Source organism: Burkholderia sp. BCC1638 (assembly GCF_902833195.1).
Classification (GTDB): Bacteria; Pseudomonadota; Gammaproteobacteria; order Burkholderiales; family Burkholderiaceae; genus Burkholderia; species Burkholderia diffusa.
The window spans coordinates 247,145-264,054 of the sequence record NZ_CADFEC010000001.1 but is presented as its reverse complement, the minus strand read 5'-3'; the positions used below and the strand labels follow the sequence as shown (position 1 = coordinate 264,054).

Genomic DNA, 16,910 nt, shown 5'->3' with positions numbered 1-16,910 from the left:
CACCCTCTGCCGCAGCGGACACCGCCGGCGATTCGACTGATCAATGGCCACCGAGTATGCGGCGGCTCCGACAGCCGGGCCACGAAGCTTATCGTTCAACTACTTACGGCCCGTTTTCAATTGTTTCCGTGATGTCCCGCGCGTCACCCGAGCGGCGCACGACACCTCGAGTGATCGTTTGAAACTGTCTCAAATATGAATCGGCATATTAATTTACGACTCTGTAAGCAAACGCACACAACCACCGTAACCATATGATTCAATTGACAAATTCACGACAGAAATCCAAATTGTCAAATAATGTTCAATGCATTCTTAATGTTTTACCTGTACGATATGCATCGACTCCCGATTGATTCCAGATCATCATCGAATTCCCGACTTAACCGTCGATCCATATCAAGGCGATTAACTCGCGAAAACATGATCTTCAAATCCGTATAACGTTTTCATTTATCCCGAATCGTCAAACTTTGTGAAGTTGCGCAGTGCGCAATTTATCGAATTCAATTGCGTGCTAGCCTTTTCCCGCCATCGGCATTCGAATTCCGACGAACTCAAATCCGCACGCGCGTGCTAAATCCCCGTGGATGCCGCCGCGCGACGTGCGACCGCCCCCTACGAGGATGCGCCGTGACCCACCAGGCCAATGAAGCCGTCGCCCACGCGAGCGGCATGATCGAGCTCTCCCACAGTTTCGACGCCAACCGGTTCCTCGCGGCCCTCGACCGCGAGGAACGCGCCACGCTGATTGCCAATCTTCAGCTCGTTCACCTGAAATCGGGCCAGGTGCTGTGCGAACCCGGCGAAATGCTCACCGCGGTTTATCTGCCCGTCACGACGGCGATTTCGCTGCAGTACGTATCGTCCGGCGGCATGACGCTGGAAGTGGCCGAGATCGGCAGCGAGAGCGTCGTGTGCGACGACGTGATCGGCGGCAGCGGCCGGATGCCCTGCCGTGCCGTCGCATGCCGCGACGGCTTCGTCTACCGGCTGGACCGACGCGTCTTCGCCGCCGCGTTCGATGCGTCACCGGTGATTCGCCACCTGGTGTTCGTCTGCGTGCGGCTGCTGATGGCCCAGGTATCGCAGATCACGTTCTGCAGCCGCCATCATGTGCTCAAACATCAGTTATGCAGATGGTTCCTGCTTGCCTACGACCGGTCGCGCAGCATCGAGATCCAGGTGACTCACAGCATGCTCGCGCAGATGCTCGGCGTGCGGCGCGAGACGGTCACGGACGCAGCCGGCGAGATCCAGAAACTCGGCCTGATCCGCCAGTACCGGAGCTCGATCGAGCTTGCCGACCTTGCGGGCCTCGAGAAAATGTCGTGCGGCTGCCGCGCGATCGTGCGCGACGAGATGAAGCGCATCCTGTCGGCCGACTCGAGCGTGACCGCTGCGGCACGCGCGTGATACGCACGTCGTTTCGGCGCACGCGTGCGATCCGAGTCAGCCGATTGTAGGGTGGCGAACAGAACGCCGTGCTTGCGAATGGTCTACTGATGCCGGACTGCCGGGGGGATGTCAGCGCGCTGCGCGCGTCCGCCCGTGCGGACGACACCACACACGCCGGAGCAGCACGTGAAAAACGAAATCAGAACCATCCTCAAGCACGTCGCCCACCTCGAAGCCGCGATCGATTCGATCGGTGACGGGGACGACCTCTACGAAGCGGGCCTCTCCTCGCTCGACACGATCCAGTTGATGCTCGCGATCGAGAAGCAGTTCAACATCGAGATTCCCGACGAGATGCTGAACCGCAATCTGTTCCGCAGCATCGACGCGCTCGCGGATACGATCGCGACCCTGCAACGCTCCGAGCATTCCGCATGAGCGCGCTGCTTCCCGAACTCGCGGCCGACGACGAAGCACGCCGGCTCGACGAGGCCGCGCATGCTGTCGCGCATATCGCCGCCCAGCATGCGGATGCGGTCGATCGCGACGCGCGCTGCCCCGTCGAAGCGATCGAGGCCATGCGCGCGCGCCGCCTGCTGAGCGCAATGGTCCCGGCCCGGCTCGGCGGTGCCGGCGCGTCGCTGGCCGACATCGCGTCGGCATGCTCGATCCTCGGGCAAGCGTGCGCATCGTCGGCGATGGTGTTCGCGATGCACCAGATCCAGGTCGCCTGCATCGTCAATCACGCCGCCGACCAGGGCTGGCACAAGCTGTTCCTGCAGCAGCTCGTGCGCCATCAGTGGCTGCTCGCGTCGGCGACATCCGAAGACGGCGTCGGCGGCAACCTGCGCGCGAGCCAGTGCGCGCTCGAGACCAACGGCGGCGCATTCCGGCTGCACAAATCCGCACCGACGATCTCGTACGGCGACTATGCCGACGGCATCCTCGCGACCGCGCGGCGCGACGCCGACGCGCCGGCGTCCGAGCAGGTGCTCGTCACGCTGCTGCGCGACGGCTACACGCTCACGCGCCGCGGCGAATGGGACACGCTCGGCATGCGCGGAACGTGCAGCAACGGCTTCGTACTCGACGCACAGGGCGCGACCGAACAATGCCTGCCCGTGCCGTTCGCGCAGATCGCCGAACAGACGATGGTGCCGGTTTCGCACATCCTGTGGGCGGCGGTGTGGATCGGCGTGGCCGGCGATGCGTTCCATCGCGCGCATCAGTTTTTCCGCGCGCAGGCGCGCCAGACCGACGGCGCGCCGTCGCCCGCGTCGCGGCGCATCGCCGAATCGCTTGCGCTGATGCAGGCGATGCAGGCCCGCGTCGACAACGTACTGCGCCTCCATGCCAGCGCGTCGCCCCGCTCGTGGTCGGCCGGCATGGCCTGGGCCGCCGAGATCAACACGCTGAAAACCTATGTGTCGTCGACCGCGCTCGAAGTCGCACAGCAGGCGATGATGATCTGCGGAATGGCCGGCTACAAGCACGGCACGCCGTTCAGCATCGGCCGCCACCTGCGCGACCTGCACGCGGCGCCGCTGATGATCAGCAACGACCGCATTGCCGCCAATACCGCGAGCCTGCTGCTCGCATTGCGTCCCGCGACGCTGGAGAAACATTCGTGAACGACCGCCTGTCCGTGCCCTCTGCCGCCACCCCGTCCGACGCACCGCTCGACCGCGCGGGCGTCAATCCGCTGCGCGACGCGCTGATCGATGCGGGCCTGCTCGTGTCGACCGGCATCCAGGGCCTGTTCGGCCGCAGCGAACGGTTCGAGCGCGTCGTCGAAGCGCTCGACGCCTTCGTCACGCGCCTCGGCGCCGACCAGCAGGCCGAAGTGCTGCGCTTCCCGCCGGCGATGAGCCGCACCGAGTTCGAGCGCAGCGAATACATGAAGAGCTTCCCGCAGCTCGCGGGCAGCGTGCATGCGTTCTGCGGCGACGAGCAGCGCCACCAGCGCGTGCTGCAGTGCCTCGACCGCGGCGAGGACTGGACCGAAAGCCAGAAGCCGACTTACGTCGTGCTGACGCCGGCCGCCTGCTACCCGGTCTATCCGGTCGTCGCGCGCGCGGGTGCGCTGCCCGACGACGGCCGCATCGTCGACGTGTTCTCGTATTGCTTCCGCCACGAGCCGTCGCTCGACCCGACCCGCATGCAGCTGTTCCGGATGCGTGAATACGTGCGGATCGGCACGCCCGAGCAGATCGTCGCGTTCCGCGCGACGTGGATGGAGCGCGGCACGCGGATGATCGAGGCGCTGCGCCTGCCGAACGCGATTGATCTCGCGAACGATCCGTTCTTCGGGCGCGGCGGCAAGATCGTCGCGAACAGCCAGCGCGAGCAGAACCTGAAGTTCGAGCTTCTGATCCCCATCGAGCACGACGATCGCCAGACCGCGTGCCTGAGCTTCAACTACCACATGGATCACTTCGGACTGCTGTGGGACATCCGCACCGCGACGGGCGACGTCGCGCACACGGGCTGTGTCGGCTTCGGCCTCGAGCGGCTGACGCTCGCGCTGTTCCGTCATCACGGTTTCGACATCGACGCATGGCCGGCCGACGTTCGCGACGTGCTGTGGGGCACGCGATGAAATTCGTGTCCCGCGACGGCGAGGATGCGTCGTTCGAGGACGTGCGCCATCGCGCACGCCACTATCGGCCGCACCCGCTGCACAGTCAGGAGATGGTCTGGAAGCAGACCAACTGCTACGTCGACATGTGGCTCGAGGTGCTCCGTTGGTGGGGCCTCAATCCGTACGCGGCACTGCCGTTTACGATCGCGCTCGATTTCGAGGGCGACCAGTTCACGTTCTTCAAGTTTCCGCACGACGAACTGGAGCGGCTTTACGGAATCGTCGTGCAGGAGCATTCGATCTACGAGCCGCTCGACCAGCACGTCGAGACGCAGGTCGCGCGCGGTCACCTGATGATCGTCGAGGTCGACGCGTGGTTCCTGCCGGACACGCGCGGCAGCAGCTACCGCGCGCAGCATACGAAGACGACGATCGGCATCGACTCGATCGATCGCACGCACCGCCAGATCGGCTACTTCCACAACAGCGGCTATTACGTGGCCGAGGATGTGGACTACGACGGCCTCGTAGGCGGCGGCTCGCCGATGCCGCTGCCGCCGTACGTCGAGTGCGCGAAGCGGCGTTTCGCGCCGCTCGACGAGCGCGCGCTGTGCGAAGCCTCGCTCGCGGCGCTGCAGCGCCATCTGCACCGCCTGCCGGTCGTCAATCCGGTCGCGGCGTTCCGGCGCCAGTTGCAGATCGATGCGAAATCGCTCGTCGATTCGCCGCTCGAACGGTTCCACGCGTACTCATTCAATTCGGTGCGGCAACTCGGTGCGAACTTCGAACTGTTCGGCCATTACGCGCGCTGGCTGCAGGCAAGCGGCTGCGTCGGACCGTTCGCCGAGATTCGCACCGCCTGCGACCGCATCGCGTCCGAGGCGATGGTGCTGGAGTTCCGGCTGGCGCGGGCCTGCGCGCGCGGCAAGGAAGAGCGCGGCGACGCGACGCTCGAAGCGATCGAAGCGGCATACGCCGACCTGATCGACTGCGCGCGGCAGATCATCCCGCCGCTTCAGCGCGCGGTGCCCGTTCGCGTCGACGCGGCCTCCGTGCCGTCGATGCGGTGAGACGCGCGCCCGCCGCGCTCGCGTGGTCGATGCTCGCCACGGCAGCGGGCGCCACGCGCGGGCCGCTCGATCTTCCCGCCGACGGCTGGATCGCCGCCCCCGTCCCCGGCACGGTCGCGCAAGCGCTCGCGCTGGCCGGACGCCCCGACGATACAGCGTCGCTCGACGAACGCGACCACTGGTATCGCGTCGAACTGCACGGGCACGGGCCGCGCGTGCTGCGCTTTCACGGCCTCGCGACACTCGCCGAAGCCTGGCTCGACGACACGCAGATCCTGCGCTCTGACAGCATGTTCGTCGCGCACGACGTACCCGTGTCGCTCGATGGCACACACCGCCTGACCGTCTGCTTCCGCGCCCTCGCGCCGCACCTGCGCGACGTGCGCGCACCGCGCCGTGCACGCTGGCGCACGCGACTGGCCGAACCGGCGACGCTGCGCACCGTTCGCACGTCGCTGCTCGGGCACATGCCCGGGTGGTTTCCGCGCTGCGTGCCGACCGGACCGTGGCGGCCCGTCGACGTGCTCGATCCGGCCGCCGGGCCCGTTCTCGTTCATTGCGACCTGCATGCGCGCATCGATGGCGACACCGGCTGGCTCGACGCGGAACTCGCGTTCGCCGGGCCGCTGCCCGATGCGTTCACGGCCCGGCTGTCGTGCGGCGAGCACCACGCGACGCTCGAGCGCAGCGGCGCCGACCGGCTGCACGCGACCGTCGCGGTGCCGAACGTGCGCCGCTGGTGGCCGCACACGCACGGCGAACCGGTGCTCTATGAAGTCGCATTGCACATCGGCGCCGATCGACGACCGCTCGGCGCGACGGGTTTTCGCACGATCGAGCAGGACGCGGGCGACGACGGCAAGGGGTTCGGCCTGCGCGTGAACGGCGTGCGCGTGTTCGCGCGCGGCGCCTGCTGGAGCAGCGCCGCACCGCTCGCGCTGCACGCCGACGACGCAACCTATGGCCGGCTGCTCGGACTCGCGCGCGACGCCGGCTTCAACATGATTCGCGTCGGCGGCACGATGGCGTATGAGGCCGACGCATTCCACGCATGGTGCGACCGGCTCGGACTGCTGGTCTGGCAGGACTTCATGTTCGCGAATTTCGATTACGCGCTCGACGATCGCGCGTTCGCGGACGCCGTCGATCGCGAAGTCGAACAGTTCCTCACGCGCCACCGCGCATCGCCGTCGCTCGCGGTTCTGTGCGGCGGCAGCGAGATCGCGCAGCAGGCCGCGATGTCGGGGCTCGGGCCGAAGCAGCGCTTCCTCGAACTGACTGCCGAGCGCCTCGCCAGCCATGCGGCGGCGCGACGGCCCGACACGGTTTACGTCCCCGACTCGCCCGACGGCGGCGTGCTGCCGTTCATGCCGCGCGAACGTGTGTCGCACTACTACGGCGTCGGCGCGTACCTTCGCCCGCTCGACGACGCACGTCGCGCCGACGTGCGCTTCGCAAGCGAATGCCTCGCGTTCGCGAACGTGCCGTGCGATGCGATGCTCGCAAGCCTCGGCTGGCCGGGCGTTCATGAGCCGCGCTGGAAAGCGGCCGTACCGCGCGATCCCGGCACGTCGTGGGATTTCGACGATATTCGCGATCACTATCTGCAGACGTTGTACGACGTGGCACCCGACCGCCTGCGGCGCGAGGACCCGTCGCGTTACTTCGAGCTGTCGCGCGCGGTGATCGCGGACCTGATGCGCGACACGTTCTCGGAATGGCGGCGCACCGGCTCACGCTGCGCGGGTGCGCTCGTCTGGCAGTTCCAGGACGTGATGGCGGGCGCCGGATGGGGCTTGCTCGATGCGACGCATCGGCCGAAATCGGCATGGTATGCGCTGCGCCAGGTACTTCAACCGGTGCAGGTCCTGCTCGTCGACGAAGGGCTGAACGGGCTCGACGTGCATGTGATCAACGAACGGCCGGCGCCGCTGTCGGCAGCGGTCGAGCTGGTCGCGCTGCGCGACGGCCGTACGCCGGTCGCGCGGGCTGGCGGGTCCCTCCGGATCGCCGCGCACGACACGGTGCGGCTCGAGTCGGCCGAATTGCTCGGCCGCTTTTTCGACTGGACCTATGCGTATCGCTTCGGCCCGTGCGAGCACGATACCGTCGTCGCGACGCTGCGCGCCGAGGACGGCACGCTGCTGTCGCAGGCCTTCTACTTTCCGTCCCGCACGCATCCGGCCGTGTTCGCCCGCCGCGAACCCGGCATCGAGGCATGCGTGTCGCGCACCGGCGACACGTGGCACGTCGACATCGATACGAGCCACGTCGCGCGGCACGTGCAGATCGACGCACCGGGCTTCGTGCCGCGCGACGACTGGTTCGATCTCGCGCCCGGCACGCCGGCACGCGTCGCGCTCGTGCCGCTGGATAACACCGGCGACCATCCGGCCGCCGGCGCGCCACCAACCGTCGAGATCCGTGCGGTCAACGCCGCGCGAACCGTGCGCGCCGCGTTGGCCGGCTGACGCGGCCGGGGCCGCTCACACGGCCGCACGGCCGCGCCGCGCACGTCAGTCCGACGAGCCCGTGCCGCGCGGCCGCTCGATTCCGTACGCTTCCATCCAGCGATAGAGCGTGGCACGCGACACGCCGAGCTCGCGCGCGGAAGCGGCGACGCGTCCGCGCGTGCGCAGCAGCGCGGTTTCGATCGCTTCGCGTTCGATCGACTTGCGGATATCGGCAACGGACGGCGACGCCGCGTCGAGACAATATTCGAGCTCCAGATCCTGCGCGGTGATCAGGCGCCCTTCCGTCATCACGACCGCGCGCCGCACGCGGTTGATCAGCTCGCGGACATTGCCCGGCCAGTCGTGCTTGTAGAGCGCCGTGATCGCATCCGTGGAGAAGCCGCGCACGCGATGGCGCGCGTCGCCACGAAAGCGTTCCAGCATGTGATGCGCGAGCAGCTCGATATCCTTGCCGCGCGCACGCAGCGGCGGCTGATCGATGCGCATCACGCAGAGACGGTGGAACAAGTCCGCGCGGAAACGCCCTTCTTCCATCGCTTCGCGCAGGTCGACGTGCGTCGCGGAGACGATCCGCACGTCGACCGGCACCGGATCGCTGCCGCCGAGGCGATGAATCGCACGCTCCTGCAGGAAGCGCAGCAGGCTCGCCTGGCTCTCGTGCGGCAGGTCGCCGATTTCGTCGAGCAGCAGCGTGCCGCCGTTCGCGGCCTCGACGTAGCCGATCTTGCGTGCGTTCGCGCCGGTAAACGCGCCGCGCTCGTAGCCGAACAGCTCCGATTGCAGCAGGTGGGGCGGGATCGCACCGCAATTGACCGCGACGAACGGGCCGTTGCGCCGTTCGGAATGACGATGGATCGCGACGGCCGTCAGTTCCTTGCCGGTGCCTGTCTCGCCGAACACGAACACCGGTGCGTCGGTGCGCGCGAAGCGCCGCACCGTATCGAACAGCCGCAGCATCGCGCTGCAGGTGCCGACGATGCCGTGCTCCCGCGATTCGAGCGCTTCGCGATCGCGCGCGAACAGGCATTCCATTCCGTACGCGTGGCCGACCGTATCGGCGATTCGTTGGTGCGACGCGGGCAACGTGATGTAGTCGAAGCAATAGTCGCGCAACAGTGCGCGCACGTTCGGCGAAGCGGTCTGACCGGTTTCGACGAGCGCGACCCATACGACATCGCGCATCGACGCGCAGGTCGACGCGATGAATCCGATCGCGTCGGCGTGGCCGCCGCTCAGGTCGAGGATGCCGCAGGTGATTTCGCCGGAGGTGTCGCGCAATTCGTTTGCGTGCGCAACGACCGTCACTTTCCAGTCACGCCGGGCAAGTTCCTTGCGCAGCATGACGGACGGCGACCGGGTCCAGTAAATCAGAGGACGCTGCCCGGTAGTCCTCCCCCCGCCGGCGCTCTTATCGCGCGTTATTGGCATATTCATAACGAACCATCACTTTCTCCACTCCGCGAACCGTTCGCGTGCGCTGCGGACGGCGGTGCATGGCCGCCTGTCCGCGCTGCGTTTCCGCAGCTTTGGCGAAGATCGAAACTGCACACGGCGAGAGCCCCCGGAGGTCGAGCCGGATGTCATCCGGCCTCGTTGTCATCGAACTCGAAGGGAACGCACGGCCGCGGGAGCCGCGGCGTTCCGGCTTTCATGCGACGCGCCGTCAGGCGGAGCACGTCGGCAAACGGGAATTCCGTCCGCATTTGCGTCGCGTCGTACACGACAGTCGCGCCCGATGCTGAACCGGATGGCCGCCAACCCGCTTTCGGAATGGTGACCTCATTTCATCCGCTCCTGAATTTACACCCCGTATCGAGATGGCCTTGTTACCAAAAGCTAAACATCGATTCAGCCGATTACGGTGCCGCTCCGCCTGCGCGGCGCGCGTTTAGCGACTCAGATTTGATTATCTACGACCATTCCCGTCAATCAGTGGCAAATCCCACTTTTCTGCAAGATCGGCCCCTCCCATTGCCCGCGATTCTCGCCTGAATCGAACAAAAAGTCCGGACAGCATGTTTCGTCCGTCGGTAATCACGCGTCGCGCGCGACGCAGCATGACGCATCGAATGCGGGCAAACCGGGCGTGTTCGTTACAACATCGTAACGAAGCGGCCGGCCGGACCATCCGCCCACTGCCGCGATGCAGCATGACCTCCATGCCTGTCGCGCCCCCTGCCGCTGCCGACGTGCCGATGCGACAGGCACCGCGCTGGTGCAAGCCCGCATGCAGCCCGAAAAGAGCCGGGCAGCGCTAAATGGCAAGTATGCGCGTGTTGGCCGGCGCGGCGAAACGATCGCGGCCAGATGAAGGATGTGCGCACCGCGAGGAAACCGGCGATGCGATGGATGTTGGCTTGCGAGCGACAGCCGATCGCGAGGCGCGACCTGCCTGCCGTGAACGATCGCAATCTTCAAGTACGGCCCCGGTTCTTCAATCGCGTTCGATGCGGACGACCTCGCTGCGAATTTCGCAGCGGGCGTCGCGACGATTCAATTATGGGAAAGCCGCCATACGGCCACCGTGTGCTACCGCACATTGCCCCGTTCGCGGCACGCGGTCCGTGTCGCGCAGCCGGCATCGGCCGCTCGAAACAGGAATAACGGGAGCGTGAGTGCGCTTTCGAACAGACCGCCGCACGCCGCATCCGCATCATGAATATCGTCCGGCCGCACGGAACGAAGGCGTTCATGCGGCCCGGCGTGCTGAAGGCTTCACACGAGGACCGCATCATGGAATGGCATTGTTGTGAATTCGAACATCTGAGCCCGATCGATCTCTACGCAATCCTGCGTTCGCGAAACGCGGTGCTGGTGGTCGAGGACGCGCACACGCATCTCGACATCGACGGCAAGGATGCGCACGCACTGCACGTGTTCGCGTGCATGCACAGGGGCGACACGACGGAAGTCGTCGCCTACGCGCGCGTCCTCCCCGGCGACGACGCCGATCCGGACGTCGTGATCGACAAGGTGCTGACAAGCGAGGCATGTCGCGACGACCGCACCCTCGAACAACTGATGCAGCGCGCGCTCACGGCCGCGCAAGCCGCATGGCCCGACGTGGCTGTGCGCACGCACGTGCCCGCACAGCGTCAGTCCTTCTACAAGCGTTTCGGATTCCGCAAGGCCTACGGCCCCTATCTCGAACAGGGCGCGCCGTTCGTCGGTCTCGTCCGGCCGGCCGACCGCGCCGCCGGCGCGCTGCGTCAGCTCCTGTCACGGGCCATCTCCGCGCCGCGATCGCGAAACGAGGACGCACGCGTCGACGGACGCGTACACAAACGGCTGCCCGCCGATACCGGAGCCAATCGATGAGCGCCACCCTTCGCCCGGTTCCCGACCCGGAGCTGCCCTGCATCCTGCCCGTCATTCTCGCCGGCGGTTCGGGCACGCGCCTCTGGCCGTTGTCGCGAGAGCAGTATCCGAAGCAGTTGATCGAGCTGACCTCGAACGAATCGCCGCTGTCGTCGACCGCGCGCCGCCTGAACGGCATCGCGAATGCGGCACTCGGCGACACGCTGCTGCTGGTATGCGGCGAACAGCATCGCATCATGAGCGCCGCTCAGGTGGTCGGGCGCGCGGCGCCTCCCCGTATCCTGCTCGAACCGGCCGCGCGCAATACGGCACCTGCGCTGACGCTCGCGGCGCTCGACGCCAGTGCGCTTGCGGACGATCCCATCCTCGTCGTCATGCCGGCCGATCACGTGATCGGCGACGTCGCGGCATTCCAGGAAGCGATCGGACGCGCGGCGCGCTACGCGCAGGAAGGCGCGATCGTCACCCTCGGCGTGCTGCCGCGCCGCGCGGAAACCGGCTACGGGTACATCCAGGTCGGCGAACCGCGCGCCGGTCGCCTCGGCGGACAAGGCGGCTATGCAATCGGGCGGTTCGTCGAGAAACCGAACGCCACACTCGCCGAACGCTACCTGCATTCGGGCGATTATTGGTGGAACAGCGGGATTTTCATCACGCGCGCATCGATCTGGCTGAAGGCCATCGGCGCGCTCGCACCCGACATCCATGCGGCCTGCGACGCAGCATGGCGCGCGGGCACCGCCGAGGATCCGTTCTTCCGCATCGACGCGGCGGCTTTCGACGCGTGTCCGTCCGACTCGATCGACTACGCGGTCATGGAACGTCTCGCGGAGAGCCCCGAACTTGGCATCGAAGGCATCGTGGTCCCGCTTTCCGCAGGCTGGTCGGACGTCGGCACCTGGGATGCGATCTGGGAAATCATGCCGAAGGACGATCATGGCAACGTCGCGCGTGGCCCGATCGTGTTCGAGGACACTCAGGACAGTCTCGTGCGCTCGGAAGGCCGCCTGATCGCGTGCGTCGGGATGAAGGACGTCGTCGTGATCGAGACACCCGATGCGGTGCTGGTCGCGAACAAGCACGACGTCCAGCGCGTGAAGAACATCGTCACGCGCCTGAAGACCGAGCAGCGCCCGCAGGCAAGCGAACACCGCAAGGTGCAGCGGCCGTGGGGACACTACGATTCGATCGATCTCGGCGAGCGGTTCCAGGTGAAGCGGATCGTCGTCGAGCCCGGCAAGCGGCTGTCGCTGCAGATGCACTATCACCGTTCCGAGCACTGGATCGTCGTGCGCGGCACTGCGAAGGTCACGCGCGGCGACGAAACCTTTCTGCTCAGCGAGAACGAATCGACCTACATCGCCGTCGGCGAGGTTCACCGTCTCGAGAATCCCGGCCGGATTCCGCTCGAGATCATCGAGGTGCAGTCGGGTGACTATCTCGGCGAAGACGATATCGTGCGATTCGACGATCAGTATGGGCGGCCGGTCGTCGAGACCGCGCGGCAGCGACCGTCGCTCGCCTCGCGCGAACCGGACGAGGAAGCCGCGGAACGCGACGTCATCCGGTAGGCGCATGCGAATCGCGGCGGCGCGCGCGACGATGACGGGCGCCGCCGCGCGAACAAGCGGCGGCGGACCGCTCACCGTATGTCGCCTCGGACCGGCGGCCCATGCGACGCATCATCAGTCGATTCCGCCTTGCGACCAGCGCGCCTGCCTGACGGACTCGCGCACGCGCGGCAACAACGACGCATCTGCGCCGACCGCGTCACCCGCCGCCGACGGCGATTGATGCCCGGCCGCACACGGCGTGCCCTTCGCCGGCCCGCCCGATGCCATCGCCGGCCGGCTGGTCGCGCAATCGAGCGCCGGATCGATCCGGACCGGCATTCCGCCGATCTCCGATAGTTTGTTGTCCGCAAGACGCACGCCCGACACGTTTCCCCACAGACGAATGCCGTCGAATCGCGCATGCGATACGCGGTTGCCGATCACGGTCACGCGCGACACCGAACCCGACCACGTGCTGACCTCGATTGCCGCCTGCTGTGTGATCGGGCGATGATCGGGCCGGCCCGCCGCGGTCTGGATATCCGCGATCGAGTTGCTCTCGATGCGGATGTCGGACGAGCCGGCGGTGCGGTTGCTGTCTTCCTGCGCGACGAGAATCCCCGAGCTCACCTCCACGTTGCGCACGATGTTGTTCGAGATGGTGACGTTCGCGCCGCCGACCACCGTGATGCCCCGGCCCCACGGATTGCCCTCCAGCGAGTTGCCGGTAATCAGCACGTTGCGCGTCAGCACGCCTTCCGCCTGGTAACTCACCACGGCGATCATGTCGTCGCCGGTGCCGCGCACGACGTTGCCTTGCACGAGCAAGTTGTGCGAGCCGTGCGTCATGTGAATGCCGTCCGCCAGCGTCGACAGCACCTCGTTGCCGACGATCGCGACATCCGCGCCGCCGAACACGAAAATGCCGGCGCCGGCGCCGCCGTCGATCACGTTGTCGAGCACCTGCACGCCGCGCCCCGTGACCTCGACCTTCGTCGATGCGGGCGTCGTGAGCCGAGTCGTGCCGGTTCCCGCGAGCCGAAAGCCGACGAGTGTCGTACCGTCGCCGCGCATCTCGATCGTCTGGTCGTCGGGGGTTGTCGCGATCAACGTCGCGCCGTAGCCCGACAACACCACATTCGGCTGCCGCACGACCAGCGAACGGCCGATCACGTACCGCCCCGGCGCGAATATCAGTCGCTGGCCCGGCTGCAATGCGTCCAGCGCACGTTGCAGCATGTCGGCCTGATCTGCACCGTCCGCGGCGGGACGCACGTATGCATCCGGTACGCTCGCATGAAGTGCGCCGGGTGCGGGCGTGCCGGATGCCGCCACGGCACTACCCGGCCACGCCAGCCCGCCTGCAATGCACATGCCGGCGATCGCCGCGCATGCGAGGAACGGGCTTGGTGATCTACACATATCGAATCGACTCCCTCGAATGACTTCATGCGCGTCGGCTGGCGCAGCCGAACGCGGGATCCCAGCCGGATTGCCTGCCCGTGATACCGCCGAAGCGGGCGACGCGATATGTTCGATTAGATCATTCGAACCAGCCGCGTTTCGGTGCGTCAACAGACCGACGCATCCCTCCTGCACCGCGTGCGCTCACGTACCGTTGATCATTCGTCGCGCCTCCCGTGACGCGAATCGCCGAACGGTAGGCTCGCGAACCGAGTGCAGATCGGCGACGCGTATCATGGTCATCGTGCGACGCGACCGTGGTACGGCATCACCCAAAGACACCGGCCGCCGCCGATCCGGCGTCGTGGTCCCGACGGGGTCCCATGCGCGCCCCACCCGCATCGTCCGCTCTTCGCTCGTCCAGAATCCGTTCATGACCGACCTGACCATCGCAATCTGCAACTACAACCATGGCGCTTACTTGCGCGACGCGATCGATTCGGCGCTCGCACAGACCGCGCACGGTGTACGCGTGCTGGTCGTCGACGACGGTTCCACCGACGATTCGCGCGACATCATTCGCTCGTACGGCAAGCGGGTGACGGCGGTGTTTCAGGAGAATCGCGGTCAGGTCGCCGCGTACAACCGCGCGCTCGAGCACGTCACGACGCGCTACGTCATCCTGCTCGACGCGGACGACCTGCTCTATGACGACGCCGCGATCCGCGTGCTGGCCGCGTTCGCGTCCGGCGACTTCGTGAAGGTGCATTTCCGGCTCGACGTGATCGCGCGGGACGGTGCGGTGACCGGGGCGAGCGTGCCGCAGTCGGCCGTCGACTCCGATTGCGGCCGACTGTTGCGCGCGGGCTGGCTGTACCCGTCGCCGCCGGCATCCGGCAACGCGTATCGTGTCGATGCACTCAAGCGCATCTTTCCGGTGCCCGTCACGCCGGACAACCTGCATGGCGCCGATTTCTACGCGATCTACGGTATCGCGTTGCTTGGCGCCGTGCACATGATCGATGCAACGCTCGGCGGCTATCGCGTGCATCAGCAGTCGGATACGCGGCCGGCCGAGGACACGCCGTCACTTGCCCTCACCAATTCGGAAGACGCCGCGACCGGCGCGCTGAAAGCTGAACGCCGTTGGTCGACGCTGCGCATGATCGCCGGCACGCGGCTGCACGAAACATTGCCGATCGCGCCGCTCGACTTCGCGATCGAGAAGGCGCGCTTCGCAAGCACGCTGTATCACGCGCCGCTCGTGAGGCGCTGGCGCTGGTTCCTGTGCGAATCCGGGCGCTACTGGCAAACCGTGCTGCGCAACCCGTTCTGGGGTCCTGCCAAGAAGGTGGCCGTCGCCGGACTTTCACTCGCATGCCTGCTGCCGTCGGCAACGCTCAGCAATCGCGCGATTCACTACATCTCCAACCCTCTCGCACGCGTGCGCAAGTCATCCGGGCATCGCGACGACGCTCGATAGCAGCGTCGGGCCAGCGCATCCCGCGCCAAATCGCTCCTTCGGTAAGCCATCGCACCCAGTAGGCCGCGCATGCGCTGCACAATGATCCGGACCAGTGGATTCACGCGCGCTGACCGGATCTCGCCGTGTTCTCTCTCCAGTCGTCGTAGTCGAACGTCGGCATCCGATGTTCGGAGAAATCTGGCCGACGCGTAGCGCACGGCATGGATTCTCCGTGCCGCATCGTGTTCGGCGCTCTCCGGCTACGTCTACCCGATATTTCATCGGCTGAAATCACCCGGCCGCCTCGCCAGCTCACACATGCGACCGCGACTGCAGGATCCAATGGTCAAGACCACCATGCATTTATCAATCAGGAATGCATATTTTAACGAACCGGACACCTAGACCGCACGATTTGCAGGCGACTCATCGTCACGATGGGCGATGAGTGTGCGATCGGATCGCCAGACCCAATGATGACCAAAGAAAAGATCGTTCATATTGCCGAGGCATTTGGCGGCGGCGTGCTTTCGATGCTGACCCATCTCGCGAACCATGCGGCGGCATCCGGTGTCGACGTGACGGTGCTGCATTCGATTCGACCGGAAACCCCGGCCGATTTCTCGACGCTGTTCCTGCCCGACGTGAAGCTCGTATACGTCGAGATGGCGCGCGAGGTGAGCATCAAACAGGATCTGCGGAGCTTGCGTGCGCTGGTCCGGAACCTGCGCGACTGCAAGCCGACCGCGATTCATCTGCACTCGTCGAAGGCCGGCGTGCTGGGGCGAGTCGCCGCCCGGATCGCCGCCCCGGACGCAAGGGTCCTCTACTCGCCGCACGGACTCTCGTTCCTGCGCCGCGACGTATCGCGCATGAAGCAATACGCTTATCTGAGCTTCGAACGCATCGCGGCGCATATCGGCGGAACCATCGTCGCGTGCTCGGGCAGCGAACTCGCCGAGATCAGGGGAAAGGTTCGTGCGAAGTCGGCCGTCCTGGTGGAAAACGGCGTGAATGCGGCGGAGATTCCGCTGCGTCGAACGCGCGACGATCGCAAGGTCGTCATCGGGATGAGCGGTCGGGCGTCGTTCCAGAAGAATCACGAAGCATTCGTGCGTCTGGCCGACGCGCTGCACGGCGCGGACGTCGAGTTTCTCTGGATCGGCGGCGACGCCGCCGAAATTCCGGACCCCGGCCAGCGCCGCGCCGTCGTCTGCAGCGGCTGGGTAACCCGCGCACGCGCGCTCGCGCTGACGTCGGAACTGGACATCTATGTCCAGACTTCCCGCTGGGAAGGCATGCCGGTCGCGCTGATCGAAGCGCAGGTCGCCGGCATACCGGCCGTGGTGACGGACGTCGTGGGCAATCGCGACGTGGTGATTCACGGCGTGACCGGCTACGTCGCGTCGAACGCCGACGAGATGACCGCATATCTGAGCCTGCTCCGCGACGACCGGCAGCTTCGCGAGGATATGGGTGCGGCTGCCCGGCAACGGGCGATTCAGCGATTTTCGATGAACGCGATATTCCGTCAGTGGCACGCCCTTTACGGACTCGACACCGACGAGCCGCGTGTCGACACGCGCGACTTCAAGCCGGTTGTTCCGGATCACGTCAAAGCCTGATTCCGAATTCGACATTCCCTTA

At 66.2% G+C, this 16,910-nt stretch carries 12 protein-coding genes; 10 read left to right on the top strand and 2 right to left on the bottom strand.

Features of this window, described 5'->3' with window-relative positions:
• Positions 1 to 633: 633 nt before the first annotated feature.
• The 6 genes from HWX22_RS01155 (at position 634) to HWX22_RS01130 (ending at position 7,520) form a co-directional block, all read left to right on the top strand.
• On the top strand, positions 634 to 1,416 hold the full coding sequence (locus HWX22_RS01155) for a Crp/Fnr family transcriptional regulator (protein WP_175914879.1): 783 nt from the start codon (positions 634 to 636) through the stop codon (positions 1,414 to 1,416).
• Positions 1,417 to 1,584: 168 nt separating this feature from the next.
• Positions 1,585 to 1,836: an acyl carrier protein gene (locus HWX22_RS01150; RefSeq protein ID WP_047903457.1), complete on the top strand. Its 252-nt coding sequence runs from the start codon at positions 1,585 to 1,587 to the stop codon at positions 1,834 to 1,836.
• Positions 1,833 to 3,029: an acyl-CoA dehydrogenase family protein gene (locus tag HWX22_RS01145; protein ID WP_175914878.1), complete on the top strand. Its 1,197-nt coding sequence runs from the start codon at positions 1,833 to 1,835 to the stop codon at positions 3,027 to 3,029. The genes HWX22_RS01150 and HWX22_RS01145 overlap by 4 nt, the downstream gene beginning before the upstream one ends.
• Complete coding sequence (locus HWX22_RS01140; protein ID WP_059525165.1) at positions 3,026 to 3,997, top strand: amino acid--[acyl-carrier-protein] ligase; 972 nt, start codon at positions 3,026 to 3,028, stop codon at positions 3,995 to 3,997. The genes HWX22_RS01145 and HWX22_RS01140 overlap by 4 nt, the downstream gene beginning before the upstream one ends.
• Positions 3,994 to 5,049, top strand: coding sequence for a DUF1839 family protein (locus HWX22_RS01135; RefSeq protein ID WP_175914877.1), 1,056 nt, complete (start codon positions 3,994 to 3,996; stop codon positions 5,047 to 5,049). The genes HWX22_RS01140 and HWX22_RS01135 overlap by 4 nt, the downstream gene beginning before the upstream one ends.
• On the top strand, positions 5,046 to 7,520 hold the full coding sequence (locus HWX22_RS01130; protein ID WP_175914876.1) for a glycoside hydrolase family 2 protein: 2,475 nt from the start codon (positions 5,046 to 5,048) through the stop codon (positions 7,518 to 7,520). The genes HWX22_RS01135 and HWX22_RS01130 overlap by 4 nt, the downstream gene beginning before the upstream one ends.
• Positions 7,521 to 7,565: 45 nt before the next feature.
• Here the strand turns inward: HWX22_RS01130 and HWX22_RS01125 are convergent, their stop codons facing one another.
• Positions 7,566 to 8,957 carry a sigma-54 dependent transcriptional regulator gene (locus HWX22_RS01125; RefSeq protein WP_175914875.1) on the bottom strand — a complete coding sequence of 464 codons (1,392 nt, stop codon included), beginning with the start codon at positions 8,955 to 8,957 and terminating at the stop codon, positions 7,566 to 7,568.
• 1,299 nt (positions 8,958 to 10,256) lie between these two features.
• Between HWX22_RS01125 and HWX22_RS01120 the strand changes: the two genes are divergently transcribed.
• Positions 10,257 to 10,841: a drug:proton antiporter gene (locus HWX22_RS01120; RefSeq protein WP_244135179.1), complete on the top strand. Its 585-nt coding sequence runs from the start codon at positions 10,257 to 10,259 to the stop codon at positions 10,839 to 10,841.
• On the top strand, positions 10,838 to 12,412 hold the full coding sequence (locus tag HWX22_RS01115) for a mannose-1-phosphate guanylyltransferase/mannose-6-phosphate isomerase (RefSeq protein WP_175914874.1): 1,575 nt from the start codon (positions 10,838 to 10,840) through the stop codon (positions 12,410 to 12,412). Before HWX22_RS01120 ends, HWX22_RS01115 begins: the two co-directional genes overlap by 4 nt.
• A 114-nt stretch (positions 12,413 to 12,526) precedes the next feature.
• Here HWX22_RS01115 and HWX22_RS01110 read toward each other — a convergent pair whose 3' ends face one another.
• A complete protein-coding gene (locus HWX22_RS01110) occupies positions 12,527 to 13,816 on the bottom strand; it encodes a right-handed parallel beta-helix repeat-containing protein (RefSeq protein WP_175914873.1) in 1,290 nt (429 codons plus the stop codon).
• Between the two features lie 415 nt (positions 13,817 to 14,231).
• On the opposite strand from HWX22_RS01110, the gene HWX22_RS01105 reads away from it, so the two are divergent.
• Both HWX22_RS01105 and HWX22_RS01100 read left to right on the top strand, forming a co-directional pair.
• Entirely contained in the window at positions 14,232 to 15,281 is a 1,050-nt protein-coding gene (locus tag HWX22_RS01105; protein ID WP_175914872.1) for a glycosyltransferase family A protein, read from the top strand.
• Positions 15,282 to 15,739: 458 nt separating this feature from the next.
• Positions 15,740 to 16,888 (top strand): glycosyltransferase, encoded by a 1,149-nt coding sequence (locus HWX22_RS01100; RefSeq protein ID WP_059818960.1) that lies wholly within the window; start codon positions 15,740 to 15,742, stop codon positions 16,886 to 16,888.
• Positions 16,889 to 16,910: the final 22 nt, after the last annotated feature.

Bases quoted from the DNA above. Each gene is read 5' to 3' on its own strand.
- HWX22_RS01145 (WP_175914878.1), top strand. From the start codon at position 1,833: ATGAGCGCGCTGCTTCCCGAACTCGCGGCCGACGACGAAGCACGCCGG.
- HWX22_RS01135 (WP_175914877.1), top strand. From the start codon at position 3,994: ATGAAATTCGTGTCCCGCGACGGCGAGGATGCGTCGTTCGAGGACGTG.
- HWX22_RS01125 (WP_175914875.1), bottom strand. From the start codon at position 8,957: ATGAATATGCCAATAACGCGCGATAAGAGCGCCGGCGGGGGGAGGACT.
- HWX22_RS01120 (WP_244135179.1), top strand. From the start codon at position 10,257: ATGGAATGGCATTGTTGTGAATTCGAACATCTGAGCCCGATCGATCTC.
- HWX22_RS01115 (WP_175914874.1), top strand. From the start codon at position 10,838: ATGAGCGCCACCCTTCGCCCGGTTCCCGACCCGGAGCTGCCCTGCATC.
- HWX22_RS01110 (WP_175914873.1), bottom strand. From the start codon at position 13,816: ATGTGTAGATCACCAAGCCCGTTCCTCGCATGCGCGGCGATCGCCGGC.
- HWX22_RS01105 (WP_175914872.1), top strand. From the start codon at position 14,232: ATGACCGACCTGACCATCGCAATCTGCAACTACAACCATGGCGCTTAC.
- HWX22_RS01100 (WP_059818960.1), top strand. From the start codon at position 15,740: ATGACCAAAGAAAAGATCGTTCATATTGCCGAGGCATTTGGCGGCGGC.